The organism is Sinorhizobium sp. Y406 (assembly GCF_058732025.1).
This window is the reverse complement of record NZ_CM178974.1, coordinates 2251319-2268941: the sequence shown is the minus strand read 5'-3', so window position 1 is coordinate 2268941 and position 17623 is coordinate 2251319. Positions and strand designations below refer to the sequence as shown.

Annotated in this window: 16 protein-coding genes and 1 pseudogene; 7 read left to right on the top strand and 10 right to left on the bottom strand. The window is 61.9% G+C overall.

The genetic code is table 11. From position 1 onward, the window contains the following. Positions 1-8: 8 nt before the first annotated feature. From groL to AC4P1R_RS10835, 3 genes and pseudogenes are all read right to left on the bottom strand, one after another. Positions 9-1643, bottom strand: a complete 1635-nt coding sequence (gene groL, locus AC4P1R_RS10845; protein ID WP_069461401.1) for a chaperonin GroEL — start codon at positions 1641-1643, stop codon at positions 9-11. Between the two features lie 48 nt (positions 1644-1691). Further along, positions 1692-1972, bottom strand: a pseudogene (locus AC4P1R_RS10840) (co-chaperone GroES). A gap of 522 nt (positions 1973-2494) precedes the next feature. Next, entirely contained in the window at positions 2495-2656 is a 162-nt protein-coding gene (locus AC4P1R_RS10835; protein WP_086017997.1) for a Thivi_2564 family membrane protein, read from the bottom strand. Positions 2657-3084: 428 nt separating this feature from the next. On the opposite strand from AC4P1R_RS10835, the gene adh reads away from it, so the two are divergent. The 3 genes from adh (at position 3085) to AC4P1R_RS10820 (ending at position 7364) form a co-directional block, all read left to right on the top strand. Next, a complete protein-coding gene (gene adh / locus AC4P1R_RS10830) occupies positions 3085-4593 on the top strand; it encodes an aldehyde dehydrogenase (RefSeq protein WP_225191284.1) in 1509 nt (502 codons plus the stop codon). A 93-nt stretch (positions 4594-4686) separates the two neighbouring features. Further along, on the top strand, positions 4687-5085 hold the full coding sequence (locus AC4P1R_RS10825) for a DUF779 domain-containing protein (protein WP_492176912.1): 399 nt from the start codon (positions 4687-4689) through the stop codon (positions 5083-5085). Positions 5086-5570: 485 nt separating this feature from the next. Beyond that, on the top strand, positions 5571-7364 hold the full coding sequence (locus tag AC4P1R_RS10820; RefSeq protein ID WP_069461404.1) for a methyl-accepting chemotaxis protein: 1794 nt from the start codon (positions 5571-5573) through the stop codon (positions 7362-7364). Between the two features lie 192 nt (positions 7365-7556). Here the strand turns inward: AC4P1R_RS10820 and AC4P1R_RS10815 are convergent, their stop codons facing one another. From AC4P1R_RS10815 to lgt, 6 genes are all read right to left on the bottom strand, one after another. Continuing rightward, on the bottom strand, positions 7557-8489 hold the full coding sequence (locus AC4P1R_RS10815) for a ribose-phosphate pyrophosphokinase (protein WP_069461405.1): 933 nt from the start codon (positions 8487-8489) through the stop codon (positions 7557-7559). Positions 8490-8805: 316 nt separating this feature from the next. After that, positions 8806-9645 (bottom strand): hypothetical protein, encoded by an 840-nt coding sequence (locus tag AC4P1R_RS10810; RefSeq protein WP_492177736.1) that lies wholly within the window; start codon positions 9643-9645, stop codon positions 8806-8808. A 103-nt stretch (positions 9646-9748) separates the two neighbouring features. Beyond that, positions 9749-10900, bottom strand: a complete 1152-nt coding sequence (locus tag AC4P1R_RS10805) for a M24 family metallopeptidase (RefSeq protein WP_069461407.1) — start codon at positions 10898-10900, stop codon at positions 9749-9751. A gap of 1 nt (position 10901) precedes the next feature. Continuing rightward, entirely contained in the window at positions 10902-11696 is a 795-nt protein-coding gene (pgeF, locus tag AC4P1R_RS10800; RefSeq protein WP_069461408.1) for a peptidoglycan editing factor PgeF, read from the bottom strand. A gap of 295 nt (positions 11697-11991) precedes the next feature. Next, positions 11992-13095, bottom strand: coding sequence for a class I SAM-dependent methyltransferase (locus AC4P1R_RS10795; RefSeq protein WP_492176911.1), 1104 nt, complete (start codon positions 13093-13095; stop codon positions 11992-11994). Between the two features lie 12 nt (positions 13096-13107). Next, positions 13108-13953: a prolipoprotein diacylglyceryl transferase gene (gene lgt, locus AC4P1R_RS10790; protein WP_069461410.1), complete on the bottom strand. Its 846-nt coding sequence runs from the start codon at positions 13951-13953 to the stop codon at positions 13108-13110. 179 nt (positions 13954-14132) lie between these two features. Between lgt and AC4P1R_RS10785 the strand changes: the two genes are divergently transcribed. The 3 genes from AC4P1R_RS10785 to proC all read left to right on the top strand — a co-directional run bounded on the left by AC4P1R_RS10785 (position 14133) and on the right by proC (position 16247). Continuing rightward, positions 14133-14393: an accessory factor UbiK family protein gene (locus tag AC4P1R_RS10785; protein WP_069461411.1), complete on the top strand. Its 261-nt coding sequence runs from the start codon at positions 14133-14135 to the stop codon at positions 14391-14393. Between the two features lie 527 nt (positions 14394-14920). After that, on the top strand, positions 14921-15421 hold the full coding sequence (locus AC4P1R_RS10780; RefSeq protein WP_069461412.1) for a type III secretion system chaperone family protein: 501 nt from the start codon (positions 14921-14923) through the stop codon (positions 15419-15421). A gap of 1 nt (position 15422) precedes the next feature. Beyond that, positions 15423-16247, top strand: coding sequence for a pyrroline-5-carboxylate reductase (proC, locus tag AC4P1R_RS10775; RefSeq protein ID WP_492176910.1), 825 nt, complete (start codon positions 15423-15425; stop codon positions 16245-16247). A gap of 30 nt (positions 16248-16277) precedes the next feature. Here the strand turns inward: proC and AC4P1R_RS10770 are convergent, their stop codons facing one another. Next, positions 16278-16460 carry a hypothetical protein gene (locus AC4P1R_RS10770; RefSeq protein ID WP_492176909.1) on the bottom strand — a complete coding sequence of 61 codons (183 nt, stop codon included), beginning with the start codon at positions 16458-16460 and terminating at the stop codon, positions 16278-16280. A gap of 126 nt (positions 16461-16586) precedes the next feature. Between AC4P1R_RS10770 and AC4P1R_RS10765 the strand changes: the two genes are divergently transcribed. Beyond that, positions 16587-17486 carry a LysR family transcriptional regulator gene (locus AC4P1R_RS10765; RefSeq protein WP_492176908.1) on the top strand — a complete coding sequence of 300 codons (900 nt, stop codon included), beginning with the start codon at positions 16587-16589 and terminating at the stop codon, positions 17484-17486. Positions 17487-17623 lie beyond the last annotated feature (137 nt).

Here is a 17623-nt window from a genome sequence, read left to right as displayed (position 1 = left end):
CACTGTTCTCAATATCCCATCCCGCCCATGCCGCCGTTACCGGCCGGCCGGGCAGATTCTCTTGAGGGAATGTCGGCGATCATCGCTTCGGCAGTGATCAGAAGTGCCGCGATTGAGCCGGCGTCCTGCAAAGCGGTGCGCACGACCTTAGCCGGGTCGACGATGCCGGCTTTGATCATATCGACATAGGTCTCCGTCTGCGCGTCAAAGCCCCGGTTGTAATCCCTGCTGTCGGTGAGTTTTCCCACGACGATCGAGCCTTCGACACCGGCGTTCTCGGCGATCTGCCGGATCGGGGTTTCAAGCGCCCTGAGCACAATCGAGATGCCGGCCGTGACGTCCGCATTCGCTCCGGTCAATCCGACCAGGACCGACCTGGCGCGCAACAGGGCAACACCACCGCCAGGAACAATGCCTTCCTCAGCCGCGGCACGCGTGGCGTTCAGCGCATCGTCGATGCGGTCCTTCTTTTCCTTGACCTCGATTTCCGTCGCGCCGCCGACGCGGATTACCGCGACGCCGCCGGCGAGTTTCGCCAGGCGTTCCTGCAGTTTTTCTTTATCATAGTCGGAGGTCGTCTCCTCGATCTGTGCCTTGATCTGCTGGATGCGCGCCTGGATGGTCGCTTTATCGCCGGAACCGTCGACGATCGTGGTGGTATCCTTCTCGATCAGCACGCGCTTGGCGTGGCCGAGCATGTCGAGTATGACGTTCTCGAGCTTGATGCCGAGATCCTCGGAGATCATCTGGCCGGCCGTGAGGACGGCAATGTCTTCCAGTATGGCCCTGCGGCGGTCGCCGAAGCCCGGCGCCTTTACGGCTGCGACCTTTAGGCCACCGCGCAACTTGTTTACGACCAGCGTCGCCAGAACTTCGCCCTCGACATCCTCGGAGAGGATCAGCAACGGTTTGCCGCTCTGCACGACCGCCTCGAGTATCGGCAGCATCGCTTGCAAATTGCCAAGCTTCTTTTCGTGGATGAGGATGTAGGGGTCCTCCAATTCCACGCGCATCTTCTCGGCATTGGTGACGAAATAGGGCGAGAGATAGCCGCGGTCGAATTGCATGCCCTCGACAACGTCGAGTGCGGTCTCGGCAGTCTTGGCTTCCTCGACGGTGATGGCGCCTTCATTGCCGACCTTGTCCATCGCCTTGGCTATCATCTCGCCGACTGTCGCGTCGCCGTTGGCGGCGATGGTGCCGACTTGGGCAATCTCGCCCGAGGACTTGACCTCCTTGGCGCGCGCCCGGATTTCCTTGACGACGACAGCGACACCAAGGTCGATGCCACGCTTGAGATCCATGGGGTTCATGCCGGCGGCGACGAGCTTGGCGCCTTCGCGCAGGATGGAGGCAGCGAGCACAGTCGCCGTCGTGGTGCCGTCACCGGCGAGGTCGTTTGTCTTAGAGGCCACCTCACGCACCATCTGCGCGCCCATGTTCTCGAACTTGTCGGGCAGCTCGATTTCCTTGGCAACGGCGACGCCGTCCTTGGTAATGCGCGGCGCGCCATAGGCCTTGTCGATGACCACATTGCGGCCCTTGGGACCCAGCGTCACCTTCACGGCGTTGTTGAGCAACTCGACACCGCGCAGCATGCGATCGCGCGCATCAGTGGAGAATTTGATTTCCTTGGCAGACATTATGTTCGTCCAGTTCGGTCTTGAGATTGCGGGGTCGGAAATCGACCGTCAGGCAGCGACGGTCTTTTCGACGATGCCCATGAGGTCGGCCTCGTTCATGATCAGTTCCTCGCCGTCGATCTTCATTCGGTGCCGGACCATTTGCCGAACAGGATCGTATCACCGGCCGTAACGTCGAGCGGAATCAGCTTGCCGCCTTCATCACGCGTGCCTGGACCAACGGCGATCAATTCGCCTCCCCGCGACTTTTCCTTGGCAATGTCGGAAATGATGATCCCGCCCTTGGATTCCGCGCGCCGGATGCCGACGCGGTCATGGAGTGGGCGCATTTCATAGAGATTCTTTCTACGGTCGGCGCATAGGGCGACAGCAATCCTTACATAGCACCTTTGGCGCTCAATTGATAGGAGCGCCAAGAAATATTATTTATACAAGGAAAAATGTTGGAAAATATAAGCCAACAAATCTGAGCAATACCGCCGTACGTCCCAATGATTATACTGTACTACATTTATTATTTTCCTAAGCCAAGAATTTGTTAACATGACTTCTTGGGAGAACCTTGATCACGCCTTCGCTTGGAGAACGGGATAATCAAGGCGGCGCAGTCGAAAAACCGCTGCGCAGGGAAACTCAAGGCAGGAGTGGCGATGACGCGGATGGAGGCGGCGGGCAAAAGCGACCAAGGACCGGAATGAGCAGTTCGACAACGAGCCTCTTGCGATTTCAAGTCCGGCTGGCGCGCAGGTATGTTGACGCCTTCGTCCAATCCGCACCGGAATGGCGGGAAAGCGGGCTGAGAGCACTCCCGGCCGGTGGTGTCGGCTGGGTCGAGTAGTGGCAGGCCTTAATCAAAATACGTTTAGCGAGCTGAGCAACGAGACGATGCCGACGACTACAACGACGATCTGAGCCATCTGCTTCATCGTCGAGTCAATCGGAAGTTTTTGCACGAGGTACAGCACCAAGGCGATGACAAGGACCGTGATCAGGATGCTGATTATGATGGACATGCCCCAGGCCTCTTGAAGAAACCGCCTTCCGGCAGTGAAGGTGTAAATATGGCTGAGTGCTATAAAGGGAAGGGCGGCGTGGGCGCGACACAGAGCGCTCGCGCCGGTCCCATCGGCGCGGGATAGGCATCCCGGCCGCCGTTTACCGGATCGTGTGGACTCTGGCGACTCTCTTTGGATCGAGCCGCAAACGTGACTGGCAGAAAGCCGCTGATCCTGTCGATGAAGCGGCGGGCAACGTGACGCGGTTCGGGCTTCGTTCCCTATTAGCGTTGTTTAGCGGACTTTCAGCGCGCTGCGCTCTACCTGTCGCAATTCTGAAACAGATGGCGTTTCCGTCTGCGGCGGGGCTCTATCGAAAATCGGCATTCGGCCTCACCCTTTCTTCCACAGCAATTCAGAACGCTGTTTTTCCAAGGGAGGAAGCCATGCTGCATCAGAAGATCGTCGAGAGCCCGTTCAAGGCCAAATACGGAAACTTCATCGGGGGTGAATGGCGCGAGCCGGTCTCCGGTCGCTATTTCGATAATACGACGCCGATCACCGGCGGTGTGATTTGCCAGGTCGCCCGTTCGGATGCGGCCGACGTCGAACTGGCCCTCGATGCCGCCCATGCGGCGAAGGAGAAATGGGGCCGAACCTCGACCACCGAACGCTCCAACATCCTCATGAAGGTCGCGGCGCGGATGGAGGACAATCTGGAACTCCTGGCGCGGGCCGAGTCCTTCGACAACGGCAAGCCGATTCGCGAGACGATGGCGGCGGACATTCCGCTGGCGATCGATCATTTCCGCTATTTTGCCGCCTGCATCCGCGCGCAGGAAGGCTCGATCGGCGAGATCGATCACGACACGATCGCCTATCATTTCCATGAGCCGCTCGGCGTCGTCGGCCAGATAATCCCGTGGAACTTCCCCATTCTGATGGCTGCCTGGAAGGTGGCGCCGGCGCTTGCGGCCGGCAATTGCGTGGTGCTGAAGCCGGCCGAGCAGACGCCCGCCTCGATCCTCGTGCTTGCCGAACTCATCGCCGACCTTCTGCCGCCGGGCGTGCTCAACATCGTCAACGGCTTCGGCCTCGAAGCGGGCAAGCCGCTGGCGACCAGCCCCCGCATCGCCAAGATTGCCTTCACCGGCGAAACCACCACGGGCCGGCTGATCATGCAATATGCCAGCCAGAACCTCATCCCGGTGACGCTCGAACTCGGAGGCAAGTCGCCGAACATCTTCTTCGCCGACGTGTTGAACGAGGACGACGACTATTTCGACAAGGCGCTCGAAGGCTTCGCCATGTTCGCGCTCAACCAGGGCGAGGTTTGCACCTGCCCGAGCCGTGCGCTGATCCAGGAAAGCATCTACGACCGCTTCATGGAGCGGGCGATCAAGCGGGTCGAGGCGATCCAGCAGGGCAATCCGCTCGATCCCGCGACGATGATCGGCGCGCAGGCGTCAAGCGAACAGCTCGAAAAAATCCTCTCCTATATCGACATCGGCAAGCAGGAAGGCGCCGAGGTGCTGACCGGCGGCGGGCGCAATGCGCTCGAAGGCGAGCTTGCCGGCGGCTATTACGTCAAGCCGACGGTGTTTCGTGGCCATAACAAGATGCGCATCTTCCAGGAGGAAATCTTCGGTCCGGTCGTATCCGTGACGACCTTCAAGACCGAGGACGAGGCGCTGGCGATCGCCAACGACACGCTCTATGGCCTCGGCGCCGGCGTTTGGAGCCGCGATGCCAACCGCTGCTATCGCTTCGGCCGCGACATCCAGGCCGGCCGTGTCTGGACCAATTGCTACCATGCCTATCCGGCCCACGCGGCCTTCGGCGGTTACAAGCAATCGGGCATCGGCCGCGAGACTCACAAGATGATGCTCGACCATTACCAGCAGACGAAGAACATGCTGGTGAGCTACAGCCCGAAGGCGCTCGGCTTCTTCTGATCGTTCCGCTCCGGCGGCGATCGCCGGGGATCCTCCCGGCGGGCCCCCGATATCCTTCGGGGGCCTGTCGGCCGTTGTGGAAGGAGAGAATTGATGACGGACACCCATGGCGAGCCGCGGGTGCTTGCGACCGATGCGGCGATCGATCTCATCCGCGAAATTCGGCGCGACCATCCGGAAATCCTGTTTCATCAGTCCGGCGGCTGCTGCGACGGCTCTTCGCCGATGTGCTACCCGGCAGACGATTACATCGTCGGAGGCAATGACGTGAAGTTGGGCGAGATCGACGGCGTCCCGGTCTATATCAGCGCAAGCCAATACGAAGCGTGGAAGCACACGCAGCTGATCATCGACGTGGTGCCGGGCAGGGGCGGGATGTTCTCGCTCGACAACGGACGGGAGAAGCGCTTCCTCACCCGTTCTCGGCTCTTTGGCGGGGGTGGTGAGGCATGCGCAGTACTGCCTCGGGAACTACCTCGCATGGAGAGATAGTCCGCATGCGTGGCGTGCGGAGACTGCGGCGCGGCGCGTCCTTTCAGACGTTCAAAGATCGGCGTAAATCTGCCTCTGCGCATCGCTTTCTCGGGTACGACTTTCGGGCCGATGCGCCACCCAAAAATTGACACGTACAAGGCGACGATGCGCTGTCATTTCGATGTAGGGTGGAAGCCCCGCAGAATTGAGTCGCCGCTAAATAAGAATTTTGGAATAAAACACTCTTTCCTTCACTGTTTGGAAACCATCGCATCCCAGTTTGGGGACAGCGAGGCTACCCATCTCCCGCCTGCCATGATGGCAGCCGGTTTCGCGGCGCGAGATCCTTGCACATTCGACAAACAACACTGGTGCCCTGGCTCACATCGATGTGCCGGCCTCTCGATCCTGCCTGCGGCGGGTGGGAAACGGCGAACGGCATTGACGGGAGCGGCATTGACGGGAGCGGTTACGGCTCGCTTCGCTTACAAGGAGGAAATAGCATGAAAGCAATTCCATTTGGCTTTGGTTCAGATGCCAAGGCGGTCCTGTCTGCGATGAACAAGTCGCAGGCCATCATCGAATTCGACATGACCGGCAAGGTACTGTCCGCGAACCGCAACTTCTGTAGCGCCCTTGGTTATGAGGCTTCGGAAATCGTCGGCCAGCATCACCGGATGTTTGTCGATCCTGCAGAAGCCTCGTCCTCCGATTATCGTGAGTTCTGGGCCCGGCTCAATCGCGGTGAGTTCGACCAGCGTCAGTACAAGCGCATAGGCAAGGGCGGCAAAGAGGTGTGGATCGAAGCGTCCTACAATCCCGTCTTCCGAGGTGGCAAGCCGTATAAGGTCGTCAAATTTGCGACCGACATCACGGCGCAGAAACTGAAGGGCGCCGAAGATGCCGGCAAGCTCGACGCGCTATCGCGCGCCCAGGCCGTCATCGAGTTCACGCCGAACGGCGAAATCCTCACCGCGAACGAGAACTTCCTCTCAACGCTCGGCTATCAGCTCTCGGAAATCCAGGGCCGCCATCATTCGATGTTCTGTGACAGCGTCTATACGAAAAGCGAGGATTATCACCGCTTTTGGCAGCGCCTGTCGGGCGGTGAATTCGTCGCCGACGAATTCACGCGCATCGGTAAAGGTGGGACAAGAGTTTATATCCAGGCCTCCTATAACCCGATTTTCGACATGAGCGGCAAGGTTTTTAAGGTCGTCAAATTCGCGACCGACGTTACCGCTCGGGTGAACAATGTCGACCAACTCGCAGCCGCCCTGAACAGGCTCTCGAACGGTGACCTGGCGCAGAACCTGAGTACTCCATTCATTCCCACGCTGGAAAAACTCCGGATCGACTTCAACGCCGCGGTGGAGAAGCTGCGCACGACAATGCAGGCGGTGGCGGAGAATGCGGGCGCAATCGCCGCCGGCTCGCAGCAGATTCGATCGGCATCGGATGATCTGTCGAAGCGGACGGAGCAGCAAGCAGCCTCGGTGGAAGAAACGGCCGCCGCCCTAGAAGAGATCACGACCACGGTGGCCGATACCAGTCACCGTGCAGAAGAGGCGGGGCAGCTTGTGCGCAAGACTCGCGAAAATGCTGAGCATTCCGGCGCAGTCGTGCGCAGTGCCATCGAGGCAATGGGCAAGATCGAAAGCTCGTCGTCGGAGATCTCCAACATTATCGGCGTCATCGACGAGATCGCCTTCCAGACCAATCTCCTTGCACTCAATGCCGGGGTCGAGGCGGCGCGCGCGGGCGATGCCGGAAAAGGCTTCGCCGTCGTTGCCCAGGAGGTGCGCGAGCTGGCGCAGCGGTCGGCCAAGGCCGCCAAGGAGATCAAGGATCTGATCACCGATTCAAACGCGCACGTTAAGAGCGGCGTGGCGCTGGTTGGCGAAACGGGCACGGTGCTCAACACCATCGTGTCGCAGGTCCAACAGGTCAACGGCAATGTCGAGGCGATCGTCGAAGCAGCCAAAGAGCAGGCAACCGGGATCAAGGAGATCAATCAGGCCGTCAACACCATGGATCAGGGCACGCAGCAGAACGCAGCTATGGTCGAAGAATCCACGGCCGCGGCTCACAGCCTTGCGAAGGAAGCCGAGGCGCTATTCGATCTGCTTGGTCAGTTCAATGTTGGAGTGAGCACGGCTTTGCGTCAGACGCGACCGGCCGAGGCAACGCCCGCCTCGAAGCCCGTCACTTCCCCGGCGCGGGTCATGGCAACCAAGGTGGCTGCGGTCTTCCACGGCAATGCTGCGGTTACGGCTGACGGTTGGGAGTCTTTTTGACGGAATTGGCGGTGGCAGGTGTGCTGCATGGGTCTCTTTCGCCACTGCTCATGAGGCACTCCCGTTGACAGCACGCGAGGCCAGGAAGAAAGAAACGCAACGTCTGCCCGAGCCGCGGCCTCATCCGTGTGAGACAAAAAGGTCATCAGCCGATCGCGGCTCGCGATCGGCTGCAAATCTCGAGGTGCGGCCTCAGTCGAACAGGCTTGATACCGACTCTTCCTGGCTGGTGCGGCTGATCGCTTCGCCGAGCAGGGCGGCGGTGGAGATCACGCGGATATTATGGGCCGATTGCACCGCCGTCGGCGGCTGGATGGAATCGGTGATCACCAGTTCCTTCAGCATCGACGACGTGACGCGGGCGACGGCACCCCCGGAGAGGACGCCGTGGGTGATGTAGGCGGTGACACTGATGGCGCCGTTCTTCAGGAGTGCTTCGGCAGCGTTGCAGAGCGTGCCGCCGGAATCGACGATGTCGTCGATGAGGATGCAATCCTTGCCGCTGACCTCGCCGATGACGTTCATGACTTCCGATTCACCAGGACGATCGCGACGCTTGTCGACGATCGCGAGCAGACAGTCGAGCCGCTTGGCAAGGGCGCGGGCACGCACGACGCCGCCGACGTCCGGTGAAACGACCATGACATTGTTGAGATTGTAGTTTTCCTTGACGTCGCGCGCGAGGATCGGGACCGCATAGAGGTTATCCGTCGGGATGTCGAAGAAGCCCTGGATCTGGCCGGCATGGAGATCGAGGGTGAGAACGCGGTCGGCGCCGGCTTCGGTGATCAGGTTGGCGACGAGCTTGGCGGAAATCGGGGTGCGCGGTCCGGGTTTGCGGTCCTGCCGGGCGTAGCCGAAATAAGGAAGCACGGCGGTGATGCGCCGGGCGGAGGAGCGGCGAACCGCATCGATCATGATGAGCAGTTCCATCAGGTGATCATTGGTCGGGAACGATGTGGACTGGATGATGAACACATCCTCGCCGCGCACGTTCTCGCCGATTTCGACGAAGATCTCCTGGTCGGCGAAGCGCCGGACCGTGGCTTTGCCGAGGGGCAGGTTGAGATAATTGCAGATCGCTTCGGCCAGCAGCCGGTTCGAATTGCCTGCGAAAACCTTCATTGACGGTCCGCCTTGCGCTGGCGCGGTCGCCATCCGGGGCCAGTCCGGGACGGCTTGTACCGCGCAGATTCCGTGAGCCATTCCGATCGCGGGCAATCGTTGCGGACGGCCGCTGTCAGACTGATCGGCCGCTTTTTAGCGTCCCTGAAGTCGAATGCAAGGGGGATTGCTGCGCCGCAGGGGTCGTTATCCTAAAATCTTTGCAATCTGCTGGCCAGGATCACGGTGAATTTGGCCCGACCGGCCTAAATCCGTAGAACATGATCGAGCTAAGCAAGTTTGGTGCGGGATGCGGGTGGGAAGCGCGGCGCTTTTCTCAGCCCGCTCTGGAGCGACGCCATTCGAGATAGGCGCTGATCGTCCTTTCGGCGATTGCCTGCATCGTCTCGGGCGGCACTGCGCTCCAGGGCTCGGCCGCGCTTCCGGCGACCGTGTCCTGTCCCTGGATGCGATGCAGGCGATTGCCGCTGCCGTCGAGAACGTCCCAGACATAGACCACGGTGGTCTTGCCGCCATCCTGGAGCGCCGAGAAATAGCCCTTGAGGATATGGTCGCTCGTGGCATCGCCGGAGCTCTTGATGGCAAGCCCCTCCGCGCGGGCCGAGGCCCCGAGTTGCCTGGAGAGCGGCGTCACCGCCTGAACCGGCGCCCCGATGATCGGCAGGAACCGGATGCTGCCCGCGCTGGAACCAGCGGTAGGCGATGCGGCGGCGTGCTGGCTTTCTGCCGGCGCGGCCGCAGCCGATTCCGTGCGAGACGGTTGAGAAGACTCCTGCGGAATCGGCTCGCTCTGCGGCTGCTGCACAGGCGGCTGCGTAGTCTGAATTGGGGCTGCGCCTTGCGCAAGCCGATTTGCCTGGCCCTCCAGCGTACCGGCGGGATCCGTGTAATCGGCATAGTCGGCCGCGGATTGCGTCGGCGGGCCCGCGACATGCGGCTGCGCAGAGAAGGCCGCCGTGCGGCTTGGCGGCACGCTTTCCACCGGCATCACCGCCGTCTGCGCCGACATGGTATCGAGGTCGGATTGCGTCACCGGCGGCGAGTGGAAGTTTCCTTCGCCGACGTCCACCTGTGGAATAAGAGCATCCGTCGTGTTGCAGCCCGCAAGGGCCGCGGCAAGACCAAGGCTTGCGATCGGCATGATCTGCTTTCGCATCATTCCTACCGTCCCGGCTTGAATTCTGGCGCGGGTTGCAGTCCGAAGACCGCGCTGCCCGCACTTCGCTTCATTTCTCGCCGGGGATCATAGGGCGTATTCCTTACGCAGAAATGAAGTCCAGGCCGAAGCGCGAGAGGGCGCGTGGCTCACCGGCCGTCGTCAGGTAAGTCTGGCCGAGCGTCATGGCCGTTCCGCTGTCGGAGTCCATGATGATCATGTGCACGAAGAGCGACATGTCGGGTTCGATCTCCTGGGGATTGCCGATATGGAACATCTGGTGCTCCATCCAGGACGGCGAGAAGCGGGCACCAAGCGAATAGCCGCAAGCATTCAGCCGGTGCCTGGCGAGGCCGCGCTCGTCCATGATCCTCGAGTGAACGTCGAAGACGGTTCCGAAGGTATTGCCGGGCCGGAGTACCATTTCGATCGCCTGGATTGTTTCGCGGCAGGCGCTGTAGAGTTCGCGATGGCGGTTGGTCGGCACTCCGATCACCACCGTGCGCATCATAGCCGCGTGATAATGGGCACTGACACCGGCCCATTCGAGCGTCAGCTGGTCATTGGCGTCGAGTGTGCGCCGGCCGGCCTTGTAGCGGCAGAGCAGCGCATCGGCACCGGAGCCGATGATGAACTCGTTGGCCGGATAGTCGCCGCCGCCGGCAAAGACCGCACCTTGCATCGCGGCGAGGATATCCGCCTCGCTGCCGCCGGGCCGGATCAGGGGTAGCGCCGCGTCCAGCGCGTCGTCGGCGAGGCTCGCCGCCTTCTCCACATAGGCGATCTCCGCCGGGCTCTTGATCAGCCGCAGCCGGCTGACGAGCAGCGAGGCATCGACAAGCTCGCCGAAGGTGGAAAGTTGATTGTCGACGAGCCGCGCCGTCTTTCCGGTCATGCCGTGCGTATCATATTCGACGCCGATACGGGAGCCGAGCAGGTCGAGTTCGCTCAGCAGGTTCTTCAGGTCTCCGGCGGGATCGGCATTGACGCGGTCGACCCAGATTTCGATCCGCTCGATATTCGACGTGTGGCGCGCCTGCCGCAGATCGGCCGAACGCGTGAGCAGCACCATCTCTCCGTCGCGTTTCACGACCAGCGTCTGGAAAAAGCAATAACCGAAGGTGTCGTAGCCGGTCAGCCAATACATGCTCTCCTGCGCGAAGAGGAGCAAGGCATCGAGCTTTTCTTCCTGCATCCGGGCCGTAAGCCGGGCCAGACGGCTGGCATATTCCTCTTCGGCGAAGTGAAGCGCCATCTCAAACCTCCCGTAGACAAATCGCGGATATCTGGCGTCCGTAGTCCGGCTCTTGCCGGTGCGTGGTGCGGCGATAGGAGAAGAAGCGGCCCTCGTCGGCATAGGTACAGATATCGAGGTTTTCCGCCGTCACGCCGGCCTCCGTCAGCTTCTCGATCGTGAGCCCCGGCAGATCGAACATGGCGTGCCCATTGCGGCCCGAGGGGCTGAAGAACGATGCGTGGCGCGCGTCGGCCGCAAGGAAATGCTCGACGAATTCGGGTCCGACCTCATAGTGCTGGCGGCTGATCGAGGGGCCGAGGCAGGCGACGATGCGCTTCCGGCGCGCGCCGAGCGAGACCATGGCCGCGATCGTGCTTTCAAGCACACCGCCAAGCGTTCCTTTCCAGCCGGCATGGGCCGCGCCGATGATGCGTGCTTCCGGATCCGCAAAAAGCACGGGTCCGCAATCGGCAGAAAGAACGCCGAGCACGATGCCGGGCGTCGCCGTCACCAGCGCGTCGGCATCGGGTCGGATGCCGTCGAAACTCGCATCGACGACGATCGCGTCGGGTGAATGGATCTGGTGAACGGTGGCAAGCCGCCGCGGCTCGGTGTCGAACCAGCGGGCCACCCGGGCGCGGTTCTCGCCGACGCGCGCCTGGTCGTCATTAGAGCCGAGGCCCACATTGAGACCGCGATAGATGCCTTCGGAGACGCCGCCCTGGCGGGTGAAAAAGCCATGCGTGATCTCCCGGCCGGCCATGGCGCCAAGGAGCGGACTTTGCACGGGGGAAATCGAGGCGTCGTCCTGCATTCGGTGTTTTCGCCCTTTGGAGTCAATAGGATAGGTTGGAGTTGAGGCGCTATTTCGGCCCCGTGGCTCGCGGCTGATTTGCCTGGATGTTGGCCCGGCCTGCCAAGACTGTCAATCGTCGGACGGCGTCGGCGGGGCGGAATGGCACGCAAGCGACCACGGCAATTCCCTTGCGGGGAGCAGTCCGGCCGTCGCGTTCGCCGTGCGTCTTTCGAACGCGCAAAAGGCCGCTATAACGCTTTGAGACGCGCGTGGAGCTTTCCGGAGATCCGTTCCGATTTTCGGGTCAAAAACGTCAGGCGGCCTTCTTCTTGAAAGGTGCCAAGCTCACTTCCGGGCTGCTGACGACCAGGACCTTGAACAACTCGCCCATCTTGCCGGCGCCGGCGCCGGCAAGACGTTCGACATCGTCGCGAATGCCTTCGCGCGTGGCCCCGTCCTTGTCGCGCCCGAGTGCGGCGGCGCGCTCCAGAAGGCCGAGGCCGACGAGGAAGTCGCCCTGATGGGCCAGTCCGTTGATCTGGACGCCTTCCGCCCTGGCGCGATGCGCCAACTGTTCGAAATCGACATGGCTGGTGAGATCTGCCTGGCCCGGATGGGCAAGCGGCAGGTCGTAGTGGTGCTTTCGCACGGCCTGCAGTGTGTCGCCATAGCTGGTTGCCAGATGCCCGTAGTCGATGATGACGGCGGTGCCGCCTCCCGCGCGCAGACGCTCGCAAAGAGCGGCGATCACGGCATCGCGCGCCGGGGCGATCTCGAAGATCGTGCCTTCGGCCACCGACTGCGGCGGCGTCGGCAGGAGTGATGGATCGATCCCGGCGACGCCTGCGGCGAACGCGAGCCGGTCATCGCCGTCGAGCCCGACCATACGCTCGCGGAACCCTTGCGCCGTGCGCACGAACTGGCGGATTGGGATGGCGTCGAAAAGCTCGTTGGCGGCGAGGAGCAGGAAGCCCGGCGGCAGGCTGTCGAAACTTTGATGCCAATGGATCCTGCCGTCATGGGCGGAGAGTGTGGTCGCCTGCACCTCCCGCAGCCGTTCGCTCGTTTCGACGAGGTGTATGCCTGCCGTCTCGTAGAGGTCCGGAGCGAGGCGACGGACGACGCGCAGGATATCCGCCATCATCGTGCCGCGGCCCGGGCCGATTTCGGCGATCATCGCGGGCTTTGGGCAACCATGTTGCTGCCAGGCATGGACCAGGAAAATGCCGATCATCTCGCCAAAGAGCTGGCTCACCTCCGGCGCCGTGGTGAAGTCGCCGGCGGCGCCGAAGGGCTCGCGCACGCGGTAATAGCCGTGCTCGGGATCGGCGAGGCAGAGGGAGAAATAATCGGTGACGCTGATCGGCCCGCTGGCCCTGATCAAGGCCTTGATCTTGTCCGCAAGTGGGTTGGTCATGGCTCGGCCCAATCAAGTGGCGGCGACAGCGGCCCGGCGCGCACGCAGGATTGCCCATATTCCGGCGAGCGCCAAGGGCGCGGAAAGAAGCATGCCCATGGTCAGCCAGCCGCCGAAAAGATAACCGAGCTGCGGGTCCGGCTCGCGGAAGAATTCGACGAAGATGCGGCTTGCCGCATAGCCGCAGGTAAAGATGCCGGTTACGAGACCGGGGTTTTTCAGCGCCTTCCGGCGATAGACGAAGTAGGCAAGCACCGCCAAAAGCAGGAAGCCCTCGAGCGCGGCTTCGTATAGCTGGCTCGGGTGGCGCGCGAAGGGTCCTCCCGTCGGAAAGACGACCGCCCAGGGCATGGAGGACAGGCGGCCCCAGAGTTCGCCATTGATGAAATTGGCGATGCGGCCGAAGAAGAGGCCGATCGGCACCACGGCGGCCACGAGATCAAACAGGCTCCAAACAGCAATCGCATGTTTGCGCGCGAAGACGATCATCGCCAACGTGGTGCCGAGAAGGCCGCCATGGAACGACATGCCGCCGTTCCAGATCTCGATCGCCCGGATCGGGTTATCGAGCACGGCATCGATGTCGTAGAACAGGATGTAACCGAGGCGCCCGCCGAGGACGATACCGCCGGCCGCCCAGAGGAGGAAATCATCGAGCTGCGTCAGAGTGAGGGCGGGCGTGGCGTTGCGCCAAAGGGCAGGTCTCTGAAGGATGCGCCGGGCATAGAACCAGCCGAGCAGAATGCCAGCCACATAGGCGAGGCCGTACCAGCGCACGGCGAGCGGCCCGATCGTGAAGATGACGGGGTCGATCTCCGGAAAGGGGAGGATGGCGAGGCGAGTGGCGATGGTTTCCAAGGTGTACTCTCTGGCGACCGAATGTCTTGGCGGAACATGGCGACCGAACTTCACCGGGTCAAGCCGCGAGCGGGGTCTCGGACTGCTTCGCGCCGTTTATTTTCCTTGCATCCTCCACCCGAGGACCCTACCTGAATTCCAAGGGATCCGCGCACGGAACCGAAAGGGAGATCAGGACGATGAGCACAGGCGCCAACCGCATTCTCGATGATTTTGCCAAACTGATGACAGATGCCGCCGGCGCTGCTCAGGGTGTGCGCCGCGAAATGGAAGCAGCGTTTCGCGCCCAGGCCGAAGGCTGGCTGAACTCGCTCGACGTGGTCAAGCGGGAGGAGTTCGAGGCGGTGAAGGAAATGGCCGCCAAGGCGCGTGACGAAAACGAGGCGCTTCTCGCCCGCATCGCGGCGCTGGAAGCGCGCCTTGCAGAGACGGGCAAGTAATTTCGCAAGCGGTATGAGGAGGTGGTCGGCCGGACTGCCTCGCATCGGGCGCGCGTGTCATCGTCGGTCGCCCGGCGACCCATTCCATTCATGCGGCGGCTCTTCGCGCCGATGGGATCGGCCCTGATTTTCGGGCCGACGCGTCAAGGCGACGCGTTCTCGTACAACGTCAGGGTGTTGCCGGATTTCCGCGTTAACGAATTCTGAAAAGTTTTCCACCTGTGGACACTCGCAAAAAAGCCTTATCGCAGAGTCGGTTAAGCTTCGGCGCTAAAACAAAATCACAGCGGGTTGAGCCGATCTTTCCTTCAATTTTTCGGCTAAGGGGCTGGCAGCCTGACTCTGCCGCTATACACTGATTTTAAATGATGATTCGAAACGGACCACGCAAGCTTCGGGCAGGGTAAGTAAGCCAGGATAGTCGCAGGTCCAGCAATCATAGTGTGTCCGTATCCGGTGTGGGTTTTCAAGCGTTGCGTCTTGTGAACGTGATCTTGCGCGCCCGTGCCGTGCCTTTAGGGTGATGCATGAGCCTTTTGGAACTGGAAGCCGAGCGCCAATCAAATCCGGTCGACATGATCGAATTCGTTGCCGCCAACAATGACTGGTCTTTCGAGAGATCCGGCGAGGACGAGATCGCGATGACGGTCGAGGGCCGGTGGGCCGACTATCACGTTTCCTTTTCCTGGATGGAGGAATTCGAGGCGCTGCACCTGGCCTGCGCTTTCGACGTCAAAGTTCCCGAAGGCCGGGTCAACGAGGTCATCCGGCTGCTCTCGCACATCAATGGCCAGGTGCTGATGGGCCACTTTGATCTCTGGCGCCAAGAAGAGGTCATCATCTTCCGGCAATCTCTGTTGCTTGCCGGTGGTGCGGAGCCGACGAACCGGCAGGTCGAGGTGCTGCTATCGAGTGCGCTCGATGCCTGTGAGTCCTATTACCAGGCTTTCCAGTTCGTCGTCTGGTCAGGAATGGATGCCCAGCGCGCCATCGACACGGTCATGTTCGAAACCGTCGGAGAGGCGTGAGATGCAGGCATCCCATTCAGGTCCGATCGTCCTCATCGGCGCCGGCAATATGGGCGGTGCGATGCTCGGCGGCTGGCTGAAAAGCGGCGTCCGCGGCAGCGACGTGCTCGTAATCGATCCGGGCCCGCCTCCCGTCATGGCCAAACTCATTGCAGACCACGGCGTGGGCCACGCGACCTTCGTGCCGGATGGGGTCAAGGCAGGCGTGATCTTCCTGGCCGTCAAGCCGCAGGTCATGGATGCAGCCCTGCCGCCGCTCAGGAGTCTCGTCGGTCCGGAGACGGTGATCATTTCCGTTGCCGCCGGCAAGACGCTCGCCCTCATCGAGCGTCACCTCGGCGAGGCGGCGATCGTTCGGGCGATGCCGAACACGCCGGCGCTGATCGGCCGCGGCGTGACCGGCGCGTTTCCGAATGCTCGGGTGACGGAAGCGCAACGGGTCCTCGTCCATGATCTGTTGAAGGTCAGCGGTCCGGTCGAATGGGTTGCGAGCGAGGCCGATATCGATGCGGTGACCGCCGTTTCGGGCAGCGGCCCGGCCTATGTCTTCTATCTCGTCGAGTGCATGGCGGAGGCCGGGCGCAAGCTCGGTCTCGAGGCGGACCTTGCCATGCGGCTCGCGCGGGAAACCGTCGCGGGGGCTGGCGAACTCCTGTACCAGTCCTCCGACGATGCCGCGCGCCTGCGCCAGAATGTGACCTCGCCCGGCGGTACGACCGCTGCCGCCCTGGGCATACTGATGGCGGATGACGGCATGCAGCCGCTTTTCAACAAGGCCATCGCCGCGGCGCGCAGCCGCGCCCAGGAATTGGCCAGTTCCGAATAGACACTGTCCGGGCATCGTGGTCGCCCGGGCTCAGCAGCCGTGGCACGCCGCAGCTTGTCTGCGTTCAGAGGCGAGGCTCCGGTTTCGTCTTAGCACGAGTTGCACCAGCCAGCCGACCGCCCGAAGGCAGGTCAGGCGGATGGCAGCGCTGCGCTGGCGGCGTGCCACCGCATGGAGATCGTGACCGTCGAATATTTCGAACTGCTCGTCCATCTGTTTCACCGTCGATCATTGTTTGCGAAAGGAGACGATAGTCTCCATGGAAGCCCCCGATAATCCTTGCTACATTCCGCTCATCTGTGACGTTTCGAAATAAATGCGATGGAGCGACAGGAGACCATGGCGGTATTTCTCGCCGTCGTGGAGGAAGGGGACTTTTCGGCGGCGGCGCGGCGGCTGAGGATGACGCCATCCGCCGTTAGCAAGATCGTCGGTCGGCTTGAGAGCCGGCTGGGCGTGCGCCTACTGCAGCGCTCGACGCGCAGCATCAGCCTTACGGCGGAGGGACACGCTTATGCGGAAGCCACTCGCCGGATCCTGAGCGATCTCGAGGAGGCGGAGCTGGCAATCCAGCCGGGTGCGGAGCCGCGCGGTCGGTTGCGTGTCAGCCTGCCGAGCGCCTTCGGCCACCGCCTGATCGTGCCGATGCTTTCGGCCTTCATCCAGCGCTATCCGGCGATCGAATTGGAGCTCGATTTCACCGATGCGATCGCGGACCTTATGAACGGCGATGCGGATGTGGCGGTGCGTGTGGCGGCGCAAAGCGATTCCGCATTGATCACGCGCCGACTGGCGGCCAATCGGCGCGTCATCTGCGCCTCGCCGGACTATCTGGAGCGTCGTGGCGTTCCCGAACGACCGGACGATCTTGAAAGGCACAGGTGCCTGGGGATCACATCCGGCGGCCGATTGAACGTCTGGGAATTCGACGAAGGCGGCCGGCGCCGCACAATTCGCATCCGCAGTTCCGTGGAGGCGAACAGCACCGAAGCCTTGCGACGGCTGGCTCTCGCCGGCATTGGTATCGTGCGCCTTTCGGAAATACTCGTCGGCCCCGATATTCAGAATGGCCGCCTCCAAGCCGTGCTCACCGACTGCAACCGAACGGAGTCCGAGCCGATCAGCGTTGTTTATCCGCATCGCCGTTTCCTGTCGCCGCGCGTGCGTGCCTTCGTGGATTTTCTCGCCCGGGAATTTGCGCATCCGCCGTGGGAGGAGAGCCATGGCGAGCCCGGCTAACCAACTTCTCCAAAATCGTCCGAATCGGATTGCGCCGCGGAGCATCGCATCTTATCGGACTCGCAAACGCTCGCCTGCAATTCATATCGGTCCGGTCGGAGAGGCAGTCAGCCGAGCGCAGCCCCAACTTTCTTCGC

Bases quoted from the DNA above. Each gene is read 5' to 3' on its own strand.
- proC (WP_492176910.1), top strand. From the start codon at position 15,423: ATGCAGGCATCCCATTCAGGTCCGATCGTCCTCATCGGCGCCGGCAAT.
- AC4P1R_RS10810 (WP_492177736.1), bottom strand. From the start codon at position 9,645: ATGCGAAAGCAGATCATGCCGATCGCAAGCCTTGGTCTTGCCGCGGCC.
- AC4P1R_RS10825 (WP_492176912.1), top strand. From the start codon at position 4,687: ATGACGGACACCCATGGCGAGCCGCGGGTGCTTGCGACCGATGCGGCG.
- AC4P1R_RS10820 (WP_069461404.1), top strand. From the start codon at position 5,571: ATGAAAGCAATTCCATTTGGCTTTGGTTCAGATGCCAAGGCGGTCCTG.
- AC4P1R_RS10785 (WP_069461411.1), top strand. From the start codon at position 14,133: ATGAGCACAGGCGCCAACCGCATTCTCGATGATTTTGCCAAACTGATG.
- AC4P1R_RS10835 (WP_086017997.1), bottom strand. From the start codon at position 2,656: ATGTCCATCATAATCAGCATCCTGATCACGGTCCTTGTCATCGCCTTG.
- groL (WP_069461401.1), bottom strand. From the start codon at position 1,643: ATGTCTGCCAAGGAAATCAAATTCTCCACTGATGCGCGCGATCGCATG.
- AC4P1R_RS10780 (WP_069461412.1), top strand. From the start codon at position 14,921: ATGAGCCTTTTGGAACTGGAAGCCGAGCGCCAATCAAATCCGGTCGAC.
- AC4P1R_RS10805 (WP_069461407.1), bottom strand. From the start codon at position 10,900: ATGGCGCTTCACTTCGCCGAAGAGGAATATGCCAGCCGTCTGGCCCGG.
- AC4P1R_RS10770 (WP_492176909.1), bottom strand. From the start codon at position 16,460: ATGGACGAGCAGTTCGAAATATTCGACGGTCACGATCTCCATGCGGTG.
- AC4P1R_RS10815 (WP_069461405.1), bottom strand. From the start codon at position 8,489: ATGAAGGTTTTCGCAGGCAATTCGAACCGGCTGCTGGCCGAAGCGATC.
- pgeF (WP_069461408.1), bottom strand. From the start codon at position 11,696: ATGCAGGACGACGCCTCGATTTCCCCCGTGCAAAGTCCGCTCCTTGGC.
- AC4P1R_RS10795 (WP_492176911.1), bottom strand. From the start codon at position 13,095: ATGACCAACCCACTTGCGGACAAGATCAAGGCCTTGATCAGGGCCAGC.
- AC4P1R_RS10765 (WP_492176908.1), top strand. From the start codon at position 16,587: ATGGCGGTATTTCTCGCCGTCGTGGAGGAAGGGGACTTTTCGGCGGCG.
- adh (WP_225191284.1), top strand. From the start codon at position 3,085: ATGCTGCATCAGAAGATCGTCGAGAGCCCGTTCAAGGCCAAATACGGA.